The 16352-nt window shown below is 55.9% G+C and carries 16 protein-coding genes and 4 pseudogenes; 9 read left to right on the forward strand and 11 right to left on the reverse strand.

Features of this window, described 5'->3' with window-relative positions; translation table 11 throughout:
• Positions 1–194: 194 nt before the first annotated feature.
• Positions 195–521, reverse strand: coding sequence for a hypothetical protein (locus tag AACY49_RS28480; RefSeq protein ID WP_339527546.1), 327 nt, complete (start codon positions 519–521; stop codon positions 195–197).
• Between the two features lie 93 nt (positions 522–614).
• Positions 615–1562 (reverse strand): helix-turn-helix transcriptional regulator, encoded by a 948-nt coding sequence (locus tag AACY49_RS28485; protein ID WP_258616003.1) that lies wholly within the window; start codon positions 1560–1562, stop codon positions 615–617.
• A gap of 190 nt (positions 1563–1752) precedes the next feature.
• Between AACY49_RS28485 and AACY49_RS28490 the strand changes: the two genes are divergently transcribed.
• The 3 genes and pseudogenes from AACY49_RS28490 to AACY49_RS28495 all read left to right on the forward strand — a co-directional run bounded on the left by AACY49_RS28490 (position 1753) and on the right by AACY49_RS28495 (position 4127).
• Positions 1753–2796 carry an MDR family NADP-dependent oxidoreductase gene (locus tag AACY49_RS28490; RefSeq protein WP_339527547.1) on the forward strand — a complete coding sequence of 348 codons (1044 nt, stop codon included), beginning with the start codon at positions 1753–1755 and terminating at the stop codon, positions 2794–2796.
• 251 nt (positions 2797–3047) lie between these two features.
• Positions 3048–3133, forward strand: a pseudogene (locus AACY49_RS32010) (IS66 family transposase); the annotation flags it as partial.
• 445 nt (positions 3134–3578) lie between these two features.
• Positions 3579–4127 (forward strand): glutathione S-transferase family protein, encoded by a 549-nt coding sequence (locus AACY49_RS28495; RefSeq protein WP_339527548.1) that lies wholly within the window; start codon positions 3579–3581, stop codon positions 4125–4127.
• Positions 4128–4274: 147 nt separating this feature from the next.
• Here AACY49_RS28495 and AACY49_RS28500 read toward each other — a convergent pair whose 3' ends face one another.
• A complete protein-coding gene (locus tag AACY49_RS28500) occupies positions 4275–5735 on the reverse strand; it encodes an L-lactate permease (RefSeq protein WP_320390993.1) in 1461 nt (486 codons plus the stop codon).
• A 132-nt stretch (positions 5736–5867) separates the two neighbouring features.
• On the opposite strand from AACY49_RS28500, the gene AACY49_RS28505 reads away from it, so the two are divergent.
• Positions 5868–6356: an Lrp/AsnC family transcriptional regulator gene (locus tag AACY49_RS28505; protein ID WP_154980336.1), complete on the forward strand. Its 489-nt coding sequence runs from the start codon at positions 5868–5870 to the stop codon at positions 6354–6356.
• A 378-nt stretch (positions 6357–6734) separates the two neighbouring features.
• The gene (locus AACY49_RS28510; protein WP_258696302.1) at positions 6735–7118 is read left to right on the forward strand and encodes a tautomerase family protein; all 384 of its coding nucleotides are present in this window, start codon (positions 6735–6737) and stop codon (positions 7116–7118) included.
• A 551-nt stretch (positions 7119–7669) separates the two neighbouring features.
• Here AACY49_RS28510 and AACY49_RS28515 read toward each other — a convergent pair.
• Entirely contained in the window at positions 7670–8005 is a 336-nt protein-coding gene (locus AACY49_RS28515; RefSeq protein ID WP_320390991.1) for a c-type cytochrome, read from the reverse strand.
• A 754-nt stretch (positions 8006–8759) separates the two neighbouring features.
• Between AACY49_RS28515 and AACY49_RS28520 the strand changes: the two genes are divergently transcribed.
• Both AACY49_RS28520 and AACY49_RS28525 read left to right on the forward strand, forming a co-directional pair.
• On the forward strand, positions 8760–9155 hold the full coding sequence (locus AACY49_RS28520) for a VOC family protein (protein WP_320390990.1): 396 nt from the start codon (positions 8760–8762) through the stop codon (positions 9153–9155).
• A 199-nt stretch (positions 9156–9354) separates the two neighbouring features.
• Positions 9355–9670, forward strand: a pseudogene (locus tag AACY49_RS28525) (site-specific integrase); the annotation flags it as partial.
• 24 nt (positions 9671–9694) lie between these two features.
• Here AACY49_RS28525 and AACY49_RS28530 read toward each other — a convergent pair.
• From AACY49_RS28530 to AACY49_RS28560, 7 genes and pseudogenes are all read right to left on the reverse strand, one after another.
• Positions 9695–10156 (reverse strand): hypothetical protein, encoded by a 462-nt coding sequence (locus AACY49_RS28530; RefSeq protein WP_145014429.1) that lies wholly within the window; start codon positions 10154–10156, stop codon positions 9695–9697.
• On the reverse strand, positions 10144–10569 hold the full coding sequence (locus AACY49_RS28535) for a glucosaminidase domain-containing protein (RefSeq protein ID WP_320390989.1): 426 nt from the start codon (positions 10567–10569) through the stop codon (positions 10144–10146). Before AACY49_RS28535 ends, AACY49_RS28530 begins: the two co-directional genes overlap by 13 nt.
• A 177-nt stretch (positions 10570–10746) precedes the next feature.
• Positions 10747–10896 (reverse strand): annotated as a pseudogene (locus AACY49_RS28540) (IS630 family transposase); the annotation flags it as partial.
• A 200-nt stretch (positions 10897–11096) separates the two neighbouring features.
• Positions 11097–11796 (reverse strand): annotated as a pseudogene (locus tag AACY49_RS28545) (transposase).
• Between the two features lie 275 nt (positions 11797–12071).
• Positions 12072–12614 (reverse strand): histidine phosphatase family protein, encoded by a 543-nt coding sequence (locus AACY49_RS28550; RefSeq protein WP_339527549.1) that lies wholly within the window; start codon positions 12612–12614, stop codon positions 12072–12074.
• 17 nt (positions 12615–12631) lie between these two features.
• Positions 12632–13675 carry an SDR family oxidoreductase gene (locus AACY49_RS28555; protein WP_258696280.1) on the reverse strand — a complete coding sequence of 348 codons (1044 nt, stop codon included), beginning with the start codon at positions 13673–13675 and terminating at the stop codon, positions 12632–12634.
• 10 nt (positions 13676–13685) lie between these two features.
• Positions 13686–14102, reverse strand: coding sequence for an ester cyclase (locus tag AACY49_RS28560; protein WP_339527550.1), 417 nt, complete (start codon positions 14100–14102; stop codon positions 13686–13688).
• A 121-nt stretch (positions 14103–14223) separates the two neighbouring features.
• Here AACY49_RS28560 and AACY49_RS28565 point away from each other — a divergent pair, with 121 nt between their 5' ends.
• Positions 14224–15135, forward strand: a complete 912-nt coding sequence (locus AACY49_RS28565; protein ID WP_258696278.1) for a LysR family transcriptional regulator — start codon at positions 14224–14226, stop codon at positions 15133–15135.
• A 172-nt stretch (positions 15136–15307) separates the two neighbouring features.
• A complete protein-coding gene (locus tag AACY49_RS28570) occupies positions 15308–16054 on the forward strand; it encodes a substrate-binding periplasmic protein (protein WP_339527551.1) in 747 nt (248 codons plus the stop codon).
• Positions 16055–16352: the final 298 nt, after the last annotated feature.

Consider the following 16352-nt stretch of genomic DNA (forward strand, 5'->3'; position numbering starts at 1 on the left):
ATTGAAGTCCGTGTTTTGCGCAGAAGAGATTGGACTCAGATTTGACGTAGCAGCGTGCAAAAGAGGTGTTTTCACCCATCAATATTCGAGCGTTTTGGGCGAACCGACTTTTTCAACAGAATCGGCCGATTTTTGCCTCTGACGTGGGGTCGCGTGCGACCCAATGCGGCCGTTTCGTTGCTTGCTAAGGCATGTCATAGCTCTACGAGCTGCAAACATCCCTGTTGGCAGGCTGTGAGAATTTCTTGCGCCAATTGGTCATCGGCCACAGCTTGAGCTAGTGCCAAGCCCCCAATCATCCCTACGGCAATTTGCAGAGCATGCTGGCGTGTATCCGCCTCTGTCGTCGATTTCAGCCCGGACTCTAGACGTGTGACGAAAGCTGCGAGCACTTGGGTGTAGCTCTCCTGGATGGCTCCGTCCTGCTGAGCAGCATCATTGACCATGAAGGCTAACGGACAGTGCATGCGGCTTGCATCCCGATGGTCCATACGGAGATAGTCTTTCACCACCTGCTGCAAACCGTCTTTACCAGCCTCTTCCAGTATCGCGCCCCCCGCGTTTGCGGCATTTCTAGACGAAAACGGCGCGCATTTCGCCTACTCCATAGCCTGTCATTCTTTGCCGTTGACCTTCGGCCCCGCCACCGATTTCGCCGTGCGTCCGTAGTACCGCTCGAACGCCGAGCTGAAACTCGACAGGTGCTGGAAACCGACCTTATAGGCCACCGTGGACACCTGGAGTCCGGTTTCCAGCAGTTCCCAGGCCTTGGCCATGCGGATATCGGTAAGCATGCGGTGCGGGCTGGTCCCGAACAGGGTACGGAAGCCCTGTTTGAGCTTGAACTCGTTGGTACCGACGGCCGTGCACAGGTAACCGACGGTGAGAGGGCGGTCGTACTGGCTCATCATGATGCCCCGGGCGCGCATCATGATGTCCTGGTTCTGTGCATGGGCCATGGTCGTCGTCGGTTGCTGCGGGGTGAATGGGCTGATTTGCTCAGACAGCAGCCCGAGCGCGGTAATGTGGGTGTCCAGTAGGCTGCCGGCGTGGTCATGCAGGTGGATCAACGATTCGGCCAGCCGTTGCGTCGCCGCACCATGTTTGCCACAGAATAGGTGATGGGTCGATTGTCCTTTGGCGCCGCCCTCGAGCAGGCCCATCAGGCCGTATTTATGCAGCAGCGCTTCTTGGGCGATCAGGCGCACCTGGCGAATCGCCTGGTTGGCCGGATAATGGCGCTCGCCGTGCAAGCAGCCGTAGGCTGCGATAGTGCTATGCCCAGAGACGAAGTCGAACCGTTGGCCATTGGAGGCGGTGCTGCTCGACCGGCCGTCTAAGGCGATGGCCACGGTCAGGGCGCGTTGCCTTTCCTGGGTGCTGGTTTCCACCAGGTGATGGCGCGGGTGGTAGTTGGAATAGACCACCGATAGGCCATCCTCGAACAGCAATTGGTCGGTGAAGCAAGTGCCCAGTTCTTCTGGAAGCTGTGAGCGCAACCAGGGTGTTTGGCCCACTCGGGTGGGCGCCGACCGGTCCGCGGCCGTGAAGCGATAGCTCATAGAGACTCCTTTCTAATTCCGTCGGCTCAATTGTGGGATACAGGATCCGAAATGCCAAAGAGAGAATCCGGATCGCCTAAGAATCGAATGAAATATATCCGTGTTTATTTCCTATAGTGGCTCCGGCACAAGCGAGCCTCCCTCGCCACATCTGGCGAGGTGTCTACACAGTGAAATAAGGAAATCAACGATGTCTGAAGAAATATGCCTTTCCCGTGAGGTCATTTTGATTGACCACACTACCGGGGAATTGAAGGCCAAACATTTTGCCATCGTAGAAACTACCGCCGCCGCTCCAGGCCCAGGTGAAGTGTTGGTGCGCAACCGCTGGTTTCGGGTATCCATTTCAACGCGCCTGATGGCAGAGCAGGGTGCCGAAGAGGTCAAGGGTATTCCCTTCCCGCCGCTCAAACCCGGTGACACCCTGGCGGACGGGGCCATCGGCGAGGTGGTGCAGGCAGGCCGCGGCTGCGATCTGCGAGTCGGCAGTCTGGTCATGCACCCGCTGGGCTGGCGGGAGTACGCGGTGGTGCCGGCCACGCAATGCAAGGTCGTGAACACGCCGACCGTCGACCCCGCTGCCTGGTTGGGGCACGGTTGGACCGCTTACGCAGCACTGACGCAATGCGTGCAGGTGCGTCCGGGCGACACGGTGTTCGTCACCAGCGGTGCTGGCGCCATTGGTTCGATGGCCGGGCAGATCGCACGGTTGCTCGGGGCCACGCGCGTTATCGGCAGTACCAGCGGCCAGGAGAAGGCGCAGTGGATGCAGACCGAACTGGGCTACGATGCGGTGGTGACCCGGGATGGCGGCTCGATCCGCGAACAGCTGGCGGCGGCTGCCCCAGACGGTATCGACGTGATCGTCGACATGGTCGGCGGCGAGCAACTGGCGGCGGCCATCGAACAGACCCGAGAGGGCGCACGCTGCGTGCTGCTCGGTGCGCTGACGGCTGAATTGAACCCGCGCAACGCGACGCTGAAGGCGTTGGTGGAAGTGGACACTTTCCAGCTCATTCTCAAAGGTGTGACGGTGCGCGGTTTCAGCGCTGACGAGCACGCCCCGACCCTGTTCGATGCATGGTTGCGGCAAGTGGATACCTGGCAGCGCGAGGGCCTCATTGGGCTGCCGCACACCACGATAAAGGGCCTGGATAACGCTCCGTATGCCCTGCAGGAAGCATGCGCCGGGAGGCTAAAAGGCCTGGTCATGGTTGAACTGGAGGCGCTATGAACAGGAAAGCCATAAGCATTCCCGACATCGCCGGTGCTACGAGCGCCGCGGCTGCGCTGGTGTCCCAACAATGGCTGCTGTGGGCCGGCATTTGCGCCTGATCTTCGCCACCGTTGGGCCGCTGCGGGCGACGCTGGAGCTGGGGGTTTACCTCGACCTTGCTGGTAACCAACTTGCCCCCGGCATTGCTGGGCATCTTCTCCATTCCGGGCGTCCAATTGCGGAAATGGCTGGGCGAGGCGCCTTGTTTTAAAGCACAGGATTACAGCCTGAACGCTGGACGGCGCTATCGCGCTATCTCGATGACGGGGTACCCATTGACAATAATTGGGCGGAGTGCGACACGAATTCGCATACAGAAGTTGTTCCCACTTACAAGGGATCCACCCGTGTCACCGGGTGAATCTAGAAGGCTGAATCAAGAGCGCCTTTGACAATGTAACGAGGCACCGCAAGGTGCGGGGTACTAATCGTGAGAGGCCTCCCGACGCAACGGACAAGTGATATTGCGCAGCTGCTGCCGCATAACTGGCGACCGGTTTAGTTGCGCAAGACGGGATGCCCGGACGCGTACGTAAAGCGTGAGATGGAGTATGACAAAACGGGACTTTATGTTCTTGAACATAAAGTCATACCGACCAGAATTGCCGACTCTTCCCTCAAGGAACTACACATGAGATTGCACATACTGGGACCTGGATTTAGTACCTTCGTACGTAGTGTCAGACTTTACTGCGAAGAGAAAGCGCTAGATTACACACACACACACACACGGGATGCACGTGAATGGTAAAACGATCACGCTCCACAACCCTGAACACAAGGCACTGCATCCTTTTGGCAAGGTCCCGGTATTGCTGCATGGAGAACGCAGCGTAATTGAAACAACCACTATTTGCCGCTACCTGGATGAAGCCTTTGCGCATATTTCTCTAAGGCCCGCTGACTTGGCCCAGAAGGTAAAGGTCGATCAGTGGTCCGCTGCTTTGGCGATGTATGCCGATGATCGACTGATACGTCGTTATCTTTTATTGCTGGTTTCACCCGCGCAGCCATCACGTCATATCGATAGAGAAGCTGTGGCTACCGCCGAGCCATTGGCAATCCAAACACTTGGGCTGTTGGCGAAGCAATTGGACGGGCAGCAATTTTTCTGCGAGGCGAACTACAGCATGGCGGATGCCATCCTGACGCCCATGCTCGATTATTTGGAACGCGTGCCCGAAAGTGCGCAATGGCTGAGAAAAACATCAAATCTTCGTGATTATCTTTTTCGCATGCGATTGCGCCAGTCAGGGCGCAACGTGTTGACCGAGCCGAACTTTAGTTAATGCAGAATATGCTGCACTTATCGTTTGCCCGAGTGCCGCTTTTGACCGATTTCTGCCTGTCACGAGGGGCAGAAATCGGCCCGTAGTGGTCATTGCAGTCGCTAAGTCGCACGTTGCTCATTGGAGGGCCCATCTGCCAATACCATGCTATCCAAACCATCCACTCAGCAACGCTGCGCCCAACGCGACTAACGCGGTATTGAGACAGACCAGCATGAAGCCAAACCTTACCAGTTCGCCTTCCTCCTTGGCCTGGGTTTTAGCAAGTCCCAGGATCAGCATGACAACCGACAGCGAGCCCAGCGCTGCATGCCCTGCCGAGCTGTTTTGGACGGCAGCCAACAATAGGCGAGAGGATTCGGGCAACATCGCGATGGCCGGCATGAAGATCGCATTGCCGCCAACATTCGACCCGGTCATGTAGCCTGACAGCGCGCCAAACATGGCAACCAGCGACGTCGCGGCGGTGGGCGACAGGCCCGCCAGCAGTTGCATCAAACCCGCGAGGAAGCCGGCCTTCACCATCATCTGCGACATCGCGAGAAAGAAGAAAATGGTCAACAATGGCCGCTTCGCCCGCGCCACCAGCGCAGCAGGCATGCTGACGTCGAGTGCTGTCTGGCGTTTTGTGTTGCGCGTGTGAAACCCTAGCCCGATCAGCACCAGAACCAGTGCCAGGCCTGGTGAGGCGAGTGGCTTCCAGGTGACCTGGGCGCCCTGTACAACCCAGTGATCCTGCCAAGAGGTGATCGTCCACACCATCTTCAACGCGACAATGTAGACAATCAGAACCAGATATGGCCATGCCTGACGCGGCCATTGCACCGCACTGCGCTCGCTATCGTTGCGGCGCAGGCGCCACAGCCCAGCAGAGAGTACCGCTGCTGCCGTCACCAGGCCCGCGGCAACGCCGGCCACTTCCGGCCCCATCCACCGACTAGCACTGTAAAGCACGCCCACAAACAGCAGCCAGAAAGCGCCCAACGCCCTCCATTCCCGCGAGTCACGAACGCCTGCAAGATATAGCGCGATTGCACTGAGGGCCAAAAAAACCGGTGCGCTGGTCAGTGCCGAGGTCGATGCCAGCGCGGGTGCGTCCAGGTGAACCAACGAAGCACCAATGACAGATGCCAAGCCCAGCGTTCCCCAGGGCATGATTGCCATGCCGGTCAGTGCTATTCGTAGCGCGACCCGACGTTCGAAGAGACTGAGCAGCAGGGGCACCGTAGCGATCAACGACACGCCGAAGCCGGTCATCGCTTCGAGCAACGGTGCCAGTCCAAGGACGATAAACACTACTTGATCGCCGCGTCCAAGCCCCAGTGACCGCACCCATTGGCTAAGCGCCAGGTTGACGCCCATGCGTTCGATAAAAATCACGAAGACCAGACCTGGAACGATCACGAAAGCCGTACTTGCAAACAGCACGGCCGTATCTTGAGCGGCGGCCACCATACTGCCTAGGCGCCACGCGTCGGCAGCACCAGCGAGCCAGAGCACCATGACTAATAGAGTGCCAGCAATGGCGGCGTGAACGGGTGGCCGGCGCAGCACGACGAGCATGGCTGTAACCAACAGGACAGGGGAAAGATGGAACAGTGCGAGCATGCCAATAATATCCTGTGTGTGTTCCCGACTAAGGCTGCGTACGCAGACTGCTGGCAAGATAATATTTCTCTTGGCTAGATAAAGGGGCGCAGTTTTCTGATAGTTTTCGAGAAAATTTCTCACGGGTTTACCATGGCAAAAAACGACGCTGCACCTGAATCGTTGGACAAATTCGACCGTGCCATCTTGGACCTCGTTCAGCGCGACAACACTATGCCGCTGCGCCTTATGGCCGAGCAGGTCAATCTTTCCACGGCCGCCGTTCAGCGCCGCATCAAGCGAATGGAAGAGGGGGGAGTCATCACGGGCAACGTAGCCATCGTGGATCCCACCGCCGTAGGACGGCCGATCACGATCATTGTGGAAGTGATGGCAGAGCGCACTAGCATCGAGGCGCTGGAGGCGATGAAGGCACACTTCGCGGTGCCCGAAGTTCAGCAGTGCTACTACGTCACCGGCGAAGTGGATTTCGTCCTGGTGTTAACCGTTGCCAGCATGAAGGAATACCAGGCTTTGGCGCGGCGATTGTTTGCCGAAAACTCCAACGTTACCTGGTTCAAGACAATCGTGGCGCTGGACCGTGTGAAAGTCGGGCTTAATGTGCCGAGCGTGCCTGGGTAACCGCTCATTCAAGAGCGTCTTGCGGATCAAACCTCTTGAAATTAGCCAAGACAGTCGCCCTGATACCGGAAGGGAAAGGTATTATTTAGTGGTTAATTTTGGACGCTCTGAGTGTCCGCTATAGCCTAAAGTGGACAGTGGACACGGTGATGGCAAATGAGTAGTGTCACGGATGCTGCTTTCGACTCTAGAGGGCAGCAGGGCTTACCGTCATCCATGTCGCGTTTCTCCCTGAGCAATGTCGCATTTACCGCGACCACCTCTAAGCTAGAGAAGGACTTACAGGACGACAAGGAACGTTATACGACACACCATCGCGACAAGAATCGTGACATGGCATGTCACCTAATAGTAGTTATACACTTGCAAGGAATCGCAATGATCACCATCTATGGAATTGACTACAATTTAAATGCCAAAAAAGAACAGATGTCCGATGTGCTACATAATTGCATGACTACTGTTCTTGGGTTACCCGAAGACAAGCGTGCTCACCGTTTCGTCCCGCTAGATAAAACTAATTTTTATTACCCCGGCGGTAGATCTGAAAAATACACAGTAATCGAAATAAGCATGATTTCTGGGCGAACGGAAGAAACAAAAAAGAAGCTCATAAAGCAAATATTTACAGCCTTTGAGCGAAACTTGGCTATAAATCCGGTTGACGTTGAAATCACAATATTTGAGCAGCCAAGTCATTGCTGGGGATTCCGAGGGATCACAGGCGATGAGGCAACCTTGAGTTACAGGGTTAACGTATAACAAGCGGTTCAAGCCGTTCGCTTCGCTCTCTGGGGCCGCGTACCGCGGTTCCTTAACCTAAACGTTAGGCAGTCATGAATATTGTAAGCGTCCGGCAACATGCCTTCTTGAGGCCATCGCTTAATGATCAATTGCACTTGACCACCCGTTCGCATTTAACTAACCCAGCGGTTGCATCGGACTTCAACGCTCAGTAAACAGCACCGGCAGAGGACGCCCCAAAGCAGCCCTCCATAACAGGTAGCCTCCCGACCTAACGTAGCCCAGCTCCATCCGTACTACTAGATGCCTTGGGCGCGTTTAGGTTTGTGGGATGCCAACCACTCTTTCTGCTCAGCGTCGATGAAGCTGCCGAAGATGCGAAACATAGACGTCAGGCATGGCCACTTCTCCTTTGAATTAGGAAAGCGTAGCAGCCAAAAAAATGGCCCGCACGCGGGCGGGCCAAATGGGAATTCTTCAAAGGAGCAGGGGTAATCTGCGCTCCATTCTGTGAACACTGCGTGAAAAGCATGTCGCCGAAATGAAAGCATTTGGTCGAAGCAAACACACTACTTTTGCTGATGCAGGTATTTCTGAATTGCATCAATTTCAAGTTTGCCTGGCTTTACACCGTTGTCAGATTTGAAGCTAGCGCTAGCCCAATGCGGCATTGGCGCCTTCAGAGGCTTCCCATGGTCGTCGATTCCGCTCAGCACGGCTCGCTCAAAAACTTTTGATTTCCACTCACTGGCATCTCCGGCCAGCTTAGGTGCCGATCCTCCCGCGCCTCGAGGCCCGTGACAAACAATGCAGTTATCTTGAAAAAGTTTTTCACCATCTGGCGGTGATGCCATTGCCGATGAGCAGGTGAGTAGGGCTATAAACGTCAGAAATGCGCATTTCATTTTAGGCTCCAGGCGACCCAACGATGACGTGAGCTGCTTAGGGGCGCTAAGTGAGAGCGTAGCAGGAGGCGAATGACGATGGGCGAGAGGACTTCAGGTAGCGAATCCCGACGCTCGGCCGGACTGCTTTCTCATGCGGGCTGGATTAGCTTGATCTGCCGCTGGACTGCGGTAAGCGACTCGCCAGCCTCCTTGACGGCTGATCGTATCTCATTCTTGGAAACCACACATTTTTTGTGCCCAGTACTTAAGCTCGCTACCGTCCTGAACGTGAGCTCTGATCTCGTCTGTGCCGCAAATGTGTTTGCGCTACTCCATCGGGCTCTCCGTGTCTTGTTCATGGTGTGAGACGATTAAAGGATTTTAGGTATTCGACGCGTGTTCGCGCCGCTTAGCTATCCAGTCGTGCAGAGCTGCAGAAAAAGCGGCCCATTTGGGGCGCTGGAGTTTTAGCGATTGACTGCTTCTGGCCGATTCTATTGAAAAAGTCGGTCTGCCCAAACTGCCTGATCATTGACTGGTGAAAACGCCTTTTTTGCACGCTGCTACGTGAAATCCGAGCCGGAAGCCTCTGCCAAAAGTAAAGATTTCAATCTCGGACGCGTACTTTTCTGATGCGCAAACCATGGCCGACTTTTTCAACAGAATCGGCCGATTGCCGATTCAGCCTTAAACTCTGGGTAGCGCTGACGCGCTACCTGCTTACACAAGTTAAGTTGGGTGGACGCATACCCTAATCCCATCGGAGCGCCTCATGTACAGCCATGTCACAATCGGCACCAACGACCTCGCCAGCGCCACAAACTTCTATGGGCGGCTACTTACACCGCTAGGCATCACGTTGCTTGCCCTCAAGCACAATCCTGAACGCGCTCTATTCACCCAAAGCACGACTGACTCAGGTACGGCGTTCTGCATCTATAGCCCTCTAAATGGCGAACGCGCGACACCAGGTAACGGGTCGATGGTTGCGTTCGAAGCCCAAACGCGGGCGCAGGTTGATGACTTCTACGTGATCGCTATGGCTAACGGGGCATCAGACGAAGGCGCACCAGGGCTGCGTCCTCAGTACTCTCCGGATTATTACGGTGCTTACATCAGAGACCCCGACGGCAACAAGATATGTTGCGTATGTCACAGCGCTGACTGACCTTCGACTTCTGGTTGCCGACTCAGGGGGGGCTGAGTCACGCAAGGTGACTTGGGCAGACGCTTATCGTGTGGGCCCACCAAACTCAAAGCCGCGCATTGCGCGGCTTTCGTGTTTTTGGATCGGCCACCGCGGATGCGGTCCTAGGGGCTCAATTAGGCACAGTGCTTGCTCGCCAGCCGCCTAGGAGCACCCTCTCATGGCAACTCTCGTCAAAACTCCGTCAGACACCAGGAAGGCTCTGGCTCGCAAAACTGGCTGGCCAACCGTGGCTAAAACCTTCCGTACCAAGAGTGATGCGGAGGACTGGTCTCGGCGTACCGAAGACGAAATGGTCAGAGGTGCGTACACACAGCGCAGCGGCTCCGAGTGCATGACGCTGGAAGCAGCCCTCAATTACCCCAACCCAGAAGCCCACCACTCAGCGTGGCGAAACCTCGAAAGCCAAGAAGTTCATCGAGCACCTGGGCAAATACTCACTGGCTGCGCTCTCCGCTGAAATCATCGCCGGCTATCACCCAATCAAAAAAGGTAGTCAGCTACTCGCAGCCTATCTCGCTGCGTGCCACCTCTTCGTTAGCGAGTTTTTTGCCAGTCTGCACGGAAATGCGTTTTTGAATTCCCGATAAGGTGGCGGAACTGAAGCGTTCGCAGCTTTCGGTTTCCCACACATCACCGGTTAAGATGTTAACCGCGAAATGGCCCAGTACATTGGACGCCGCGCCTTTTGGGTTATTGAACACCAAACCGAAGTCATAGTATCCCGCACGAAACAGAGTCCCTTTCTCTTCGCCCTGCCATGGACCGTCAATCCACATATCCGGGTTTGACATCTTGTAGTGCTGGTGTTTCAGTACCACAAGCAGAACCTGCTTGGCTTGATCCGCTGTCAAGCCGGAAGGCCGAATGTTCTTTGCGTTGAGTGATTCCGCAAGCACGGACGAACAGGCCAACAGGGCAGCAGCAACCACCAATGCTTGCAGCCGACTTATGTACCGCATTGCATTCTCGCTTTCACCATACCAATTGCGTCTTCCACAAGTTTCGCATACCCAAAGCGCCCGCCCGTCTTCGCATCGCCTGTGTTGAAGTGGCTTGTAACAAGGGCTCTGCTAAACTCGCCCGGATCTTTTTTACCGCGTACTGCACTCCCAACTCGCGCCCAAAAAGACTGCCCTGACTGTAAGAATGAGGCGAAAGCAGCAACTTTCATTTTTGGATCGCCCAATGCCGTTATCGTGCCGGTCTGTAAAGGCGCTGGCGCGTGCATCGAGAAAAAATTGTTGCCCTCGGTAGCGAACCGACCTTTCCCGTATTGACTCTCATGTGCGGCAAGGCCAAGAATGTTTTCGATCGGGACGTCAATCTGATTGGCTAGAGTTTCCGCAGCGATACGGTGTTTAACTACGAACATTACAGCCGATCCAGCATTACACGGATTGCCAAAAACTCTCTCCTTAAGTTAGGTTTATTCGATATGCCATTATGCTCCTACAGCAACAACGGCGCTATCAATTCGCGCCTTCATGGCATGACACCCCCATTCGGTCGTGCTTAAAAGTTTTCGCTAGTGTGCTGTTTTGAAAATAACTTACCCGCCAGCCTGTGAGGCCATTGCCTTACGGGCTCGCTGTATCTTGTTCAAGATATCCTCTCCCTTCGCATTCCACACATAGCGGGTTGGCTGCGCATTTCGCAATGCCAGGAACGTGGTAATCGAACTCTCCAATTCGCGAACTGAATCGCCCCTGATTATCCAGACACATCCGACTGGCTGCTTTTGGCCCGGAGTGTGTAAAAACGCTAGGTCCCGTTTCGATCTTCAAGGCTGAGCGACTGTCCGGCTTAGTAGCCTGATCAAGGCACGATGTCCCATTCCTGATGAGCTAACCGGCCCAGCAACGTGCCAGATCATCGGGACACGTAAAAACAGGCCGGTTTTTAGGCTGTTAGCGCTTTCATCAAGTGATGGGTGCCGATGATTTTCATGACCCGTTTCAAGTTGTAGGCGAGCACATTCAAGCTCATCTCCGTACTCACCCCGACCAGCTTTCGCGTCAGAAAGTGCGTCGCACCCATCCATTGTTTGAGCGCCCCGAAGGGATGTTCAACTGTCCGTTTTCGGACTCGCATCATCTCTGGCGCTTTGCTCAGCCGAAGCTGCATCTCCTCCAATACGTCTTCATGTTCCCAGCGTCGAACTCGTCGTTCTGTGCTCGGGGTCCAGATGTTCTCCGAACAGTCCCAATTGCTGACACAGCACGACGAACTGGCGACAGACGCCTCGGACGGCCTTGCTGTTGTCTTTTCGGAAGTTGGCGATGGTCTTGAAGTTCGGCATCAAACGCCCGGTCAACCACATCAGTTCGAGGTTGCGCTGAGCTTCTCGCTCCAAACGTCGGCTCGACTGGATGCGGTTGAGATAGCCGTAGATGTAGATCTTCAGCAGGATCGCGGGATGGTAAGCAGGCCGGCCAGTATCGGCTGGAATGGCACCTTCAAAACCCAGATTGACCAGATCGAGTTCGTCGACAAAGACGTCGACTACGCGCACCGGATTGGTATCGCTGACGTAGTCGTCGAGGCTCTCGGGAAGTAAGGTGCCTTGGCCTCGATGTTCACCTTGGATAAAGCGCTTCATGGGCGATCCTTGCGATGAAATCCTCAGAAATCATAGCAAGTGTTCGCTAAGACGTTTTTACACACTCTGGGACAAAACCTGCCGATTTCGAACGGAGGCTTTTGGGGGGGCGAAAGGCCAAAAGATCAGCCAAGACGGAATGAGCGGTTGCCTTCTCAATTCTGAGGAGGGTGTCTACTGCTAGTCAGGCCCAGAGGGGAGGGCGCGATGAGCAGCGCGCAGGTGGGGTGCTCCTTACGACGAAATTTATCTTGGTTGCCCAGGGCAGACCTGCGTTAAACACCGCCATATTGATACACCGTCGCACTCCAATACCGGCTGCCGTTACGTGTTTGGCGGATCCATCCATCCGCCACCAGTTGTTTGGCGATCATTCGATTCATAAAGCCATGACCGAGCAGCAGAACCGGTCCTTCGCTGGCAAGGGACTGAAGCCGTTGAGCTGCCGTGCTGGCGCGCATTCTTGCAGTGCCGACGGATTCAACGCTGCGTGAGTATCCGCACAACCATAAGACTCGAAGGAGAAATGCCCAGGTAAACGGCGATAGCCTTGGCCATTTCCAGTGACCATAAGGCAGTTGCGCTTCACAGAAAAGCGCGTCGACAAGGGCTGGGTTCAGGCCCAGAGCCCGGACGGAGGTCAGCGCACGAGGCGCGTTGCTTGAGACAATCACCGTGGCGGCTGTGGCGAGCTGCATGCTGGCATCAGGAACGGGTTGGTTGATAATTTCGGACCGGTTGTAGTGTTCGATCCAGTCTTTCATATCGAGCGCTGACATTTTTTCGGTTGCGACCAGCTTTGGCTGGCCGTGACGCATCAGGATTATTTTCCTGCTCAAAGTATGTTTACGTCCTTGTACTGATGTGTTTCAAACCAACCGTGATCGTGGTACCACGCCACGGTGTCGGTGATTGTCAGCTCTAGCGCCCGGAAACTCAGGTCAAGCTCTCGTTCACTCTTGCTGTGGTTGAAACAGGTGCGGTCCTTCTCTCGTACCAACAGGCGCAACGTGGCCAGGCTCAGCAGAATGGGCTTGCCGGTAATACGCGCATAGAGCTCCTGCACAGCCGCCAAGGTGTATAGCAAGGGCAGCGGTAGTTGTCGAACGGGTGTCTTGACGCCTGCTATACGCCCAAGAACAGGCACCAGCTCACGCATTGTCATATTCCGGCCCGCCGCGAGATAGCGTTCACCTCGCCGCCCATGTCTGGCTGCGGCAATCTGCGCCAATGCCACATCGCGGGCATCGACAACGGAGAAGCTACCGGGGATCAGCCCGGGCAATTTGCCGCGTACGACGTCGTTGACCAACTGTCCCGAGGAGGTCGGGCCAATGTCGGCAGGCCCCCACATCCAGCCAGGCAGGACCATGCAGGCATGCATATCGGGATGGCGTTCCAGGAATGACAAGACGACACGGTCGGCGAGGATCTTGCTACGGTAATAGTCATCTGCGTCAGCCTCGGCCCGTAGGCAAGTTTCATCAATTGACGTGCCGGGAGCGCCGTCGAGCACGGCAATGGAAGACGTATGGATGAACCGGCGTACACCGGCGCGGTAGGCCTGCTCAAGCAAGCGCCGCGTACCAGACACATTAATTTTTTCGAGCGCCTCCCAGTGGTTGCCGCCCTTGTAATTGTCGCGAAAGAACGCTGCGGTGTGAAACACCGTATCGCAGCCTCGCATCGACTCTGCGAACGCGTCGACATCGGCCATGTCACCCACCACCAGTTCCACACCCGGCAAATGGTTGAGCTGCTGTTCACCTTTGGCTCTTGAACGGACCAGGGCTTTGACCACGCAGCCATGAGCGATCAATTCACGCACCAGGTTGTTGCCCAACAAGCCGGTTGCGCCAGTAACGAATACACTTTGCATTGCTTAACCCTCAGCCTGATCGGCTAAAAAATGACATCAACACCGCACTGTCGAAGAAGGCCTCTTCATGGATGGCCAGCCCGTCTTTGAAGGTGAAATGTGCGGCGTAGTACACGGCAATGTGGCGGCCATGGGGTGGAATCACCCGGTCCGGCATCACCAATGGTGCGGTGAAGGTGCCGGTCAGGAAGGCGGTCAGTGCTAAACGATCGTCAGCAACGGCAAAGGGGCTGAAGGTTAGCTGGGCATCTGGGAACGCTTCGAGTAATGCGGTTTCTCGCTTGCGCATGGATTCGCGACCGGTTTGCATCCCCATCCCATCGAAGTAGATGAAGTCTTCGCAAACCAGCGCAAGCATCGCCTCCACATCACGGCGATTGAAGGCGCTGGCGGCGCGTTCCGCAAAGTCGTTGGGGCCAGTAGTCATACACTCCGTTCCATTCCATTCGTTTCGAAGGCCTGTAGATATACCTTTGAGGCCTCTTTCGAAAAACAGCGACTACTGCATAATGGCTTTGCATATATGCAGACCAGGGAAGATATGAAGCATGGCGTTGCAAGCAAATTGGGACGATCTTCGTCTGCTGTTGGCCGTCTCGCGGCGTGGCAGCTTTCTTCAAGCGGGTCAGTTGCTGGGTATCGCGGCGTCTACGGTGTCTCGCCGGTTGACCCAACTTGAGGGCGCCCTGGGCGAGCCACTCGTCGAGCGGGGCGTTGAAGGATGCTGGTTGACCTCGCGGGGCCAATCCCTCGTGGAAGTTGCCCAAGCTGCGGAAGCGGGCTTGAGGCGTCAAACCGTTGCTGGCATCTCCGGGTTACATACAGAGCTATTGGGCAGTGTCCTGGTCAGCGCAGGAGAGGGATTTTCGTCTTACGTACTGGAGGCCGCGAGTCGCTTCACCTCTCTTCACCCGCGTTGCTCGGTGGAGTTGCTGGTAACAGCCGACTTCCACAAGATCGTCCGCGGCGTGGCAGACATTGCCGTGCGCACAGCTCATCTGGGCGAGCCGTCGCTGATTTATCGACCCATCGGCAGGCTCGCCTACGGTGTCTTCGCCGATGCAGGTTATCTGAAGCGGTTTCCAGGGGTGACTCCGGCCACTGCGGTCAATATTGCCTTGCTTCCTCCGCTGGACATGTTGCCGCAAATGCGTGCGGCAAAGGCCGCGGGGCTGGAACGCGCGCAGATCAGCGTGAACTCATTCGCGGCTCAGCTCGAGTCGGTGAGGCGAGGCATGGGTGTGGCAGTACTGCCCCGTATTCTGGCGAAGGACCTGATCGGGTTGTTCCCGGAACTCCAACTTCCAGATATGGAAGTCTATCTGGTGACCCGGCCTCAGGCATTGAAACAGGCCCACATCAAATGTTTCTTTGCCATCCTGGAACAGGTGCTGCTTGAAGCCCTTTCCATAGAAAATGTCGAAGGTTACTTCTTGGGGCGACCCGAAACGGGCGCATAGGGGGCGCTTGTCAAAATGATAGAGATTGATGACGTTGGTAGAATCTTCTCCAAGCTTCGCGTGGAGGCCTACGGGACAGCACCAGCCGATAGACGCGTGTTCGGGTCTATGCTTATCTTGCCCTTCTAATCAGGTCCACCCATAAACACCGAGCAGCCAATCAGAGGAACACGTGAAACTTTCGACACCTACTGCAGCACTGCTCTGTCTATTGCTCGGCACTGTTGTCAGGGCAGAGCAGTATCAGGTCGTTACCGAAGAGTGGGCACCGTACAACTACCTGGAGAACAATCAGCTCACCGGCATGACCACGGAGATCGTTCGGGCCATCATGGCGCTGACCGGGGATGACTTTGAGGTACTACTGCAGCCCAGTATGCGAACCACCCAGGCATTGAAGACCCGGCGCAAGACTATCATGTACTCCCTGTTCCGCACGGCGGAGCGCGAGCCGTTGTACAAGTGGGTCGGACCGATCGTGGAAGAGTCCATTCACCCCTATCAGTCGGCCAAAGCGTCGCCGGTGAACTCCTTGGAACAACTGCTGCGGGTCCCGCAGATCACCACCCGACATGCCGGCCTGGTGCCCGAGATGCTGCGGTCGCTGGGTTTCAACAACCTGGACAGAAGTGCAACCGAGAGCCAGCAGCTCTACCGCATGCTGCTCGCCGGGCGCACCGACATCATCGTCGGCGACACCGATGCGGGGGTGGCTTACTACAGCCGCCAGTTGAACATCGCCCCCGGCACGCTGCGACAGATTCCCATCGAGCTTTACCGTTCATCGCTGTACATTGCCTTCAGCCTCGACTGTGAAGACGAACGGGTAGCCGCGTGGGCCAGCGCCCTGGAGCAGCTGCGCCATTCTGGCGAGTTGGAGCGCATCCAGCGTCGGTACGAGCAACCCATCGGGAAATAAAAACGTGGCACCGGCGAAAGCCCGCCCCGCATTACTTCACACAGTGTGTTTTGCTCAGGTGATCGCTTTCAGAAATCGGCGGGCGCCGAAGTCAGCCAAAAATACGGGGCTGTTTCAGGTCATCCATAGCAACCCAATCGGGGGGAAAACCAGGGATTTCTTCCGGTCGCTACCGACCCAGGCTGTGTGAAAACACCGCCGAGCAGTTCAAGATCAGCGGTTTAAAACAGTATGAGTCGATAGTGGACTTTCACTACCGGCAGCTTTCGTTCGGTCGTTGTCCTTCGAACAGCAATGG

This window comes from Pseudomonas sp. EL_65y_Pfl2_R96 (genome assembly GCF_963970905.1).
In the GTDB taxonomy this organism is placed as follows: domain Bacteria; phylum Pseudomonadota; class Gammaproteobacteria; order Pseudomonadales; family Pseudomonadaceae; genus Aquipseudomonas.

Coding starts and splice junctions, on each gene's coding strand:
- AACY49_RS28485 (WP_258616003.1), bottom strand. CDS start 1,562: ATGAGCTATCGCTTCACGGCCGCGGACCGGTCGGCGCCCACCCGAGTG.
- AACY49_RS28565 (WP_258696278.1), top strand. CDS start 14,224: ATGGCGTTGCAAGCAAATTGGGACGATCTTCGTCTGCTGTTGGCCGTC.
- AACY49_RS28555 (WP_258696280.1), bottom strand. CDS start 13,675: ATGCAAAGTGTATTCGTTACTGGCGCAACCGGCTTGTTGGGCAACAAC.
- AACY49_RS28560 (WP_339527550.1), bottom strand. CDS start 14,102: ATGACTACTGGCCCCAACGACTTTGCGGAACGCGCCGCCAGCGCCTTC.
- AACY49_RS28510 (WP_258696302.1), top strand. CDS start 6,735: ATGATCACCATCTATGGAATTGACTACAATTTAAATGCCAAAAAAGAA.
- AACY49_RS28535 (WP_320390989.1), bottom strand. CDS start 10,569: ATGTTCGTAGTTAAACACCGTATCGCTGCGGAAACTCTAGCCAATCAG.
- AACY49_RS28505 (WP_154980336.1), top strand. CDS start 5,868: ATGGCAAAAAACGACGCTGCACCTGAATCGTTGGACAAATTCGACCGT.
- AACY49_RS28490 (WP_339527547.1), top strand. CDS start 1,753: ATGTCTGAAGAAATATGCCTTTCCCGTGAGGTCATTTTGATTGACCAC.
- AACY49_RS28500 (WP_320390993.1), bottom strand. CDS start 5,735: ATGCTCGCACTGTTCCATCTTTCCCCTGTCCTGTTGGTTACAGCCATG.
- AACY49_RS28515 (WP_320390991.1), bottom strand. CDS start 8,005: ATGAAATGCGCATTTCTGACGTTTATAGCCCTACTCACCTGCTCATCG.
- AACY49_RS28550 (WP_339527549.1), bottom strand. CDS start 12,614: ATGCGTCACGGCCAGCCAAAGCTGGTCGCAACCGAAAAAATGTCAGCG.
- AACY49_RS28520 (WP_320390990.1), top strand. CDS start 8,760: ATGTACAGCCATGTCACAATCGGCACCAACGACCTCGCCAGCGCCACA.
- AACY49_RS28530 (WP_145014429.1), bottom strand. CDS start 10,156: ATGCGGTACATAAGTCGGCTGCAAGCATTGGTGGTTGCTGCTGCCCTG.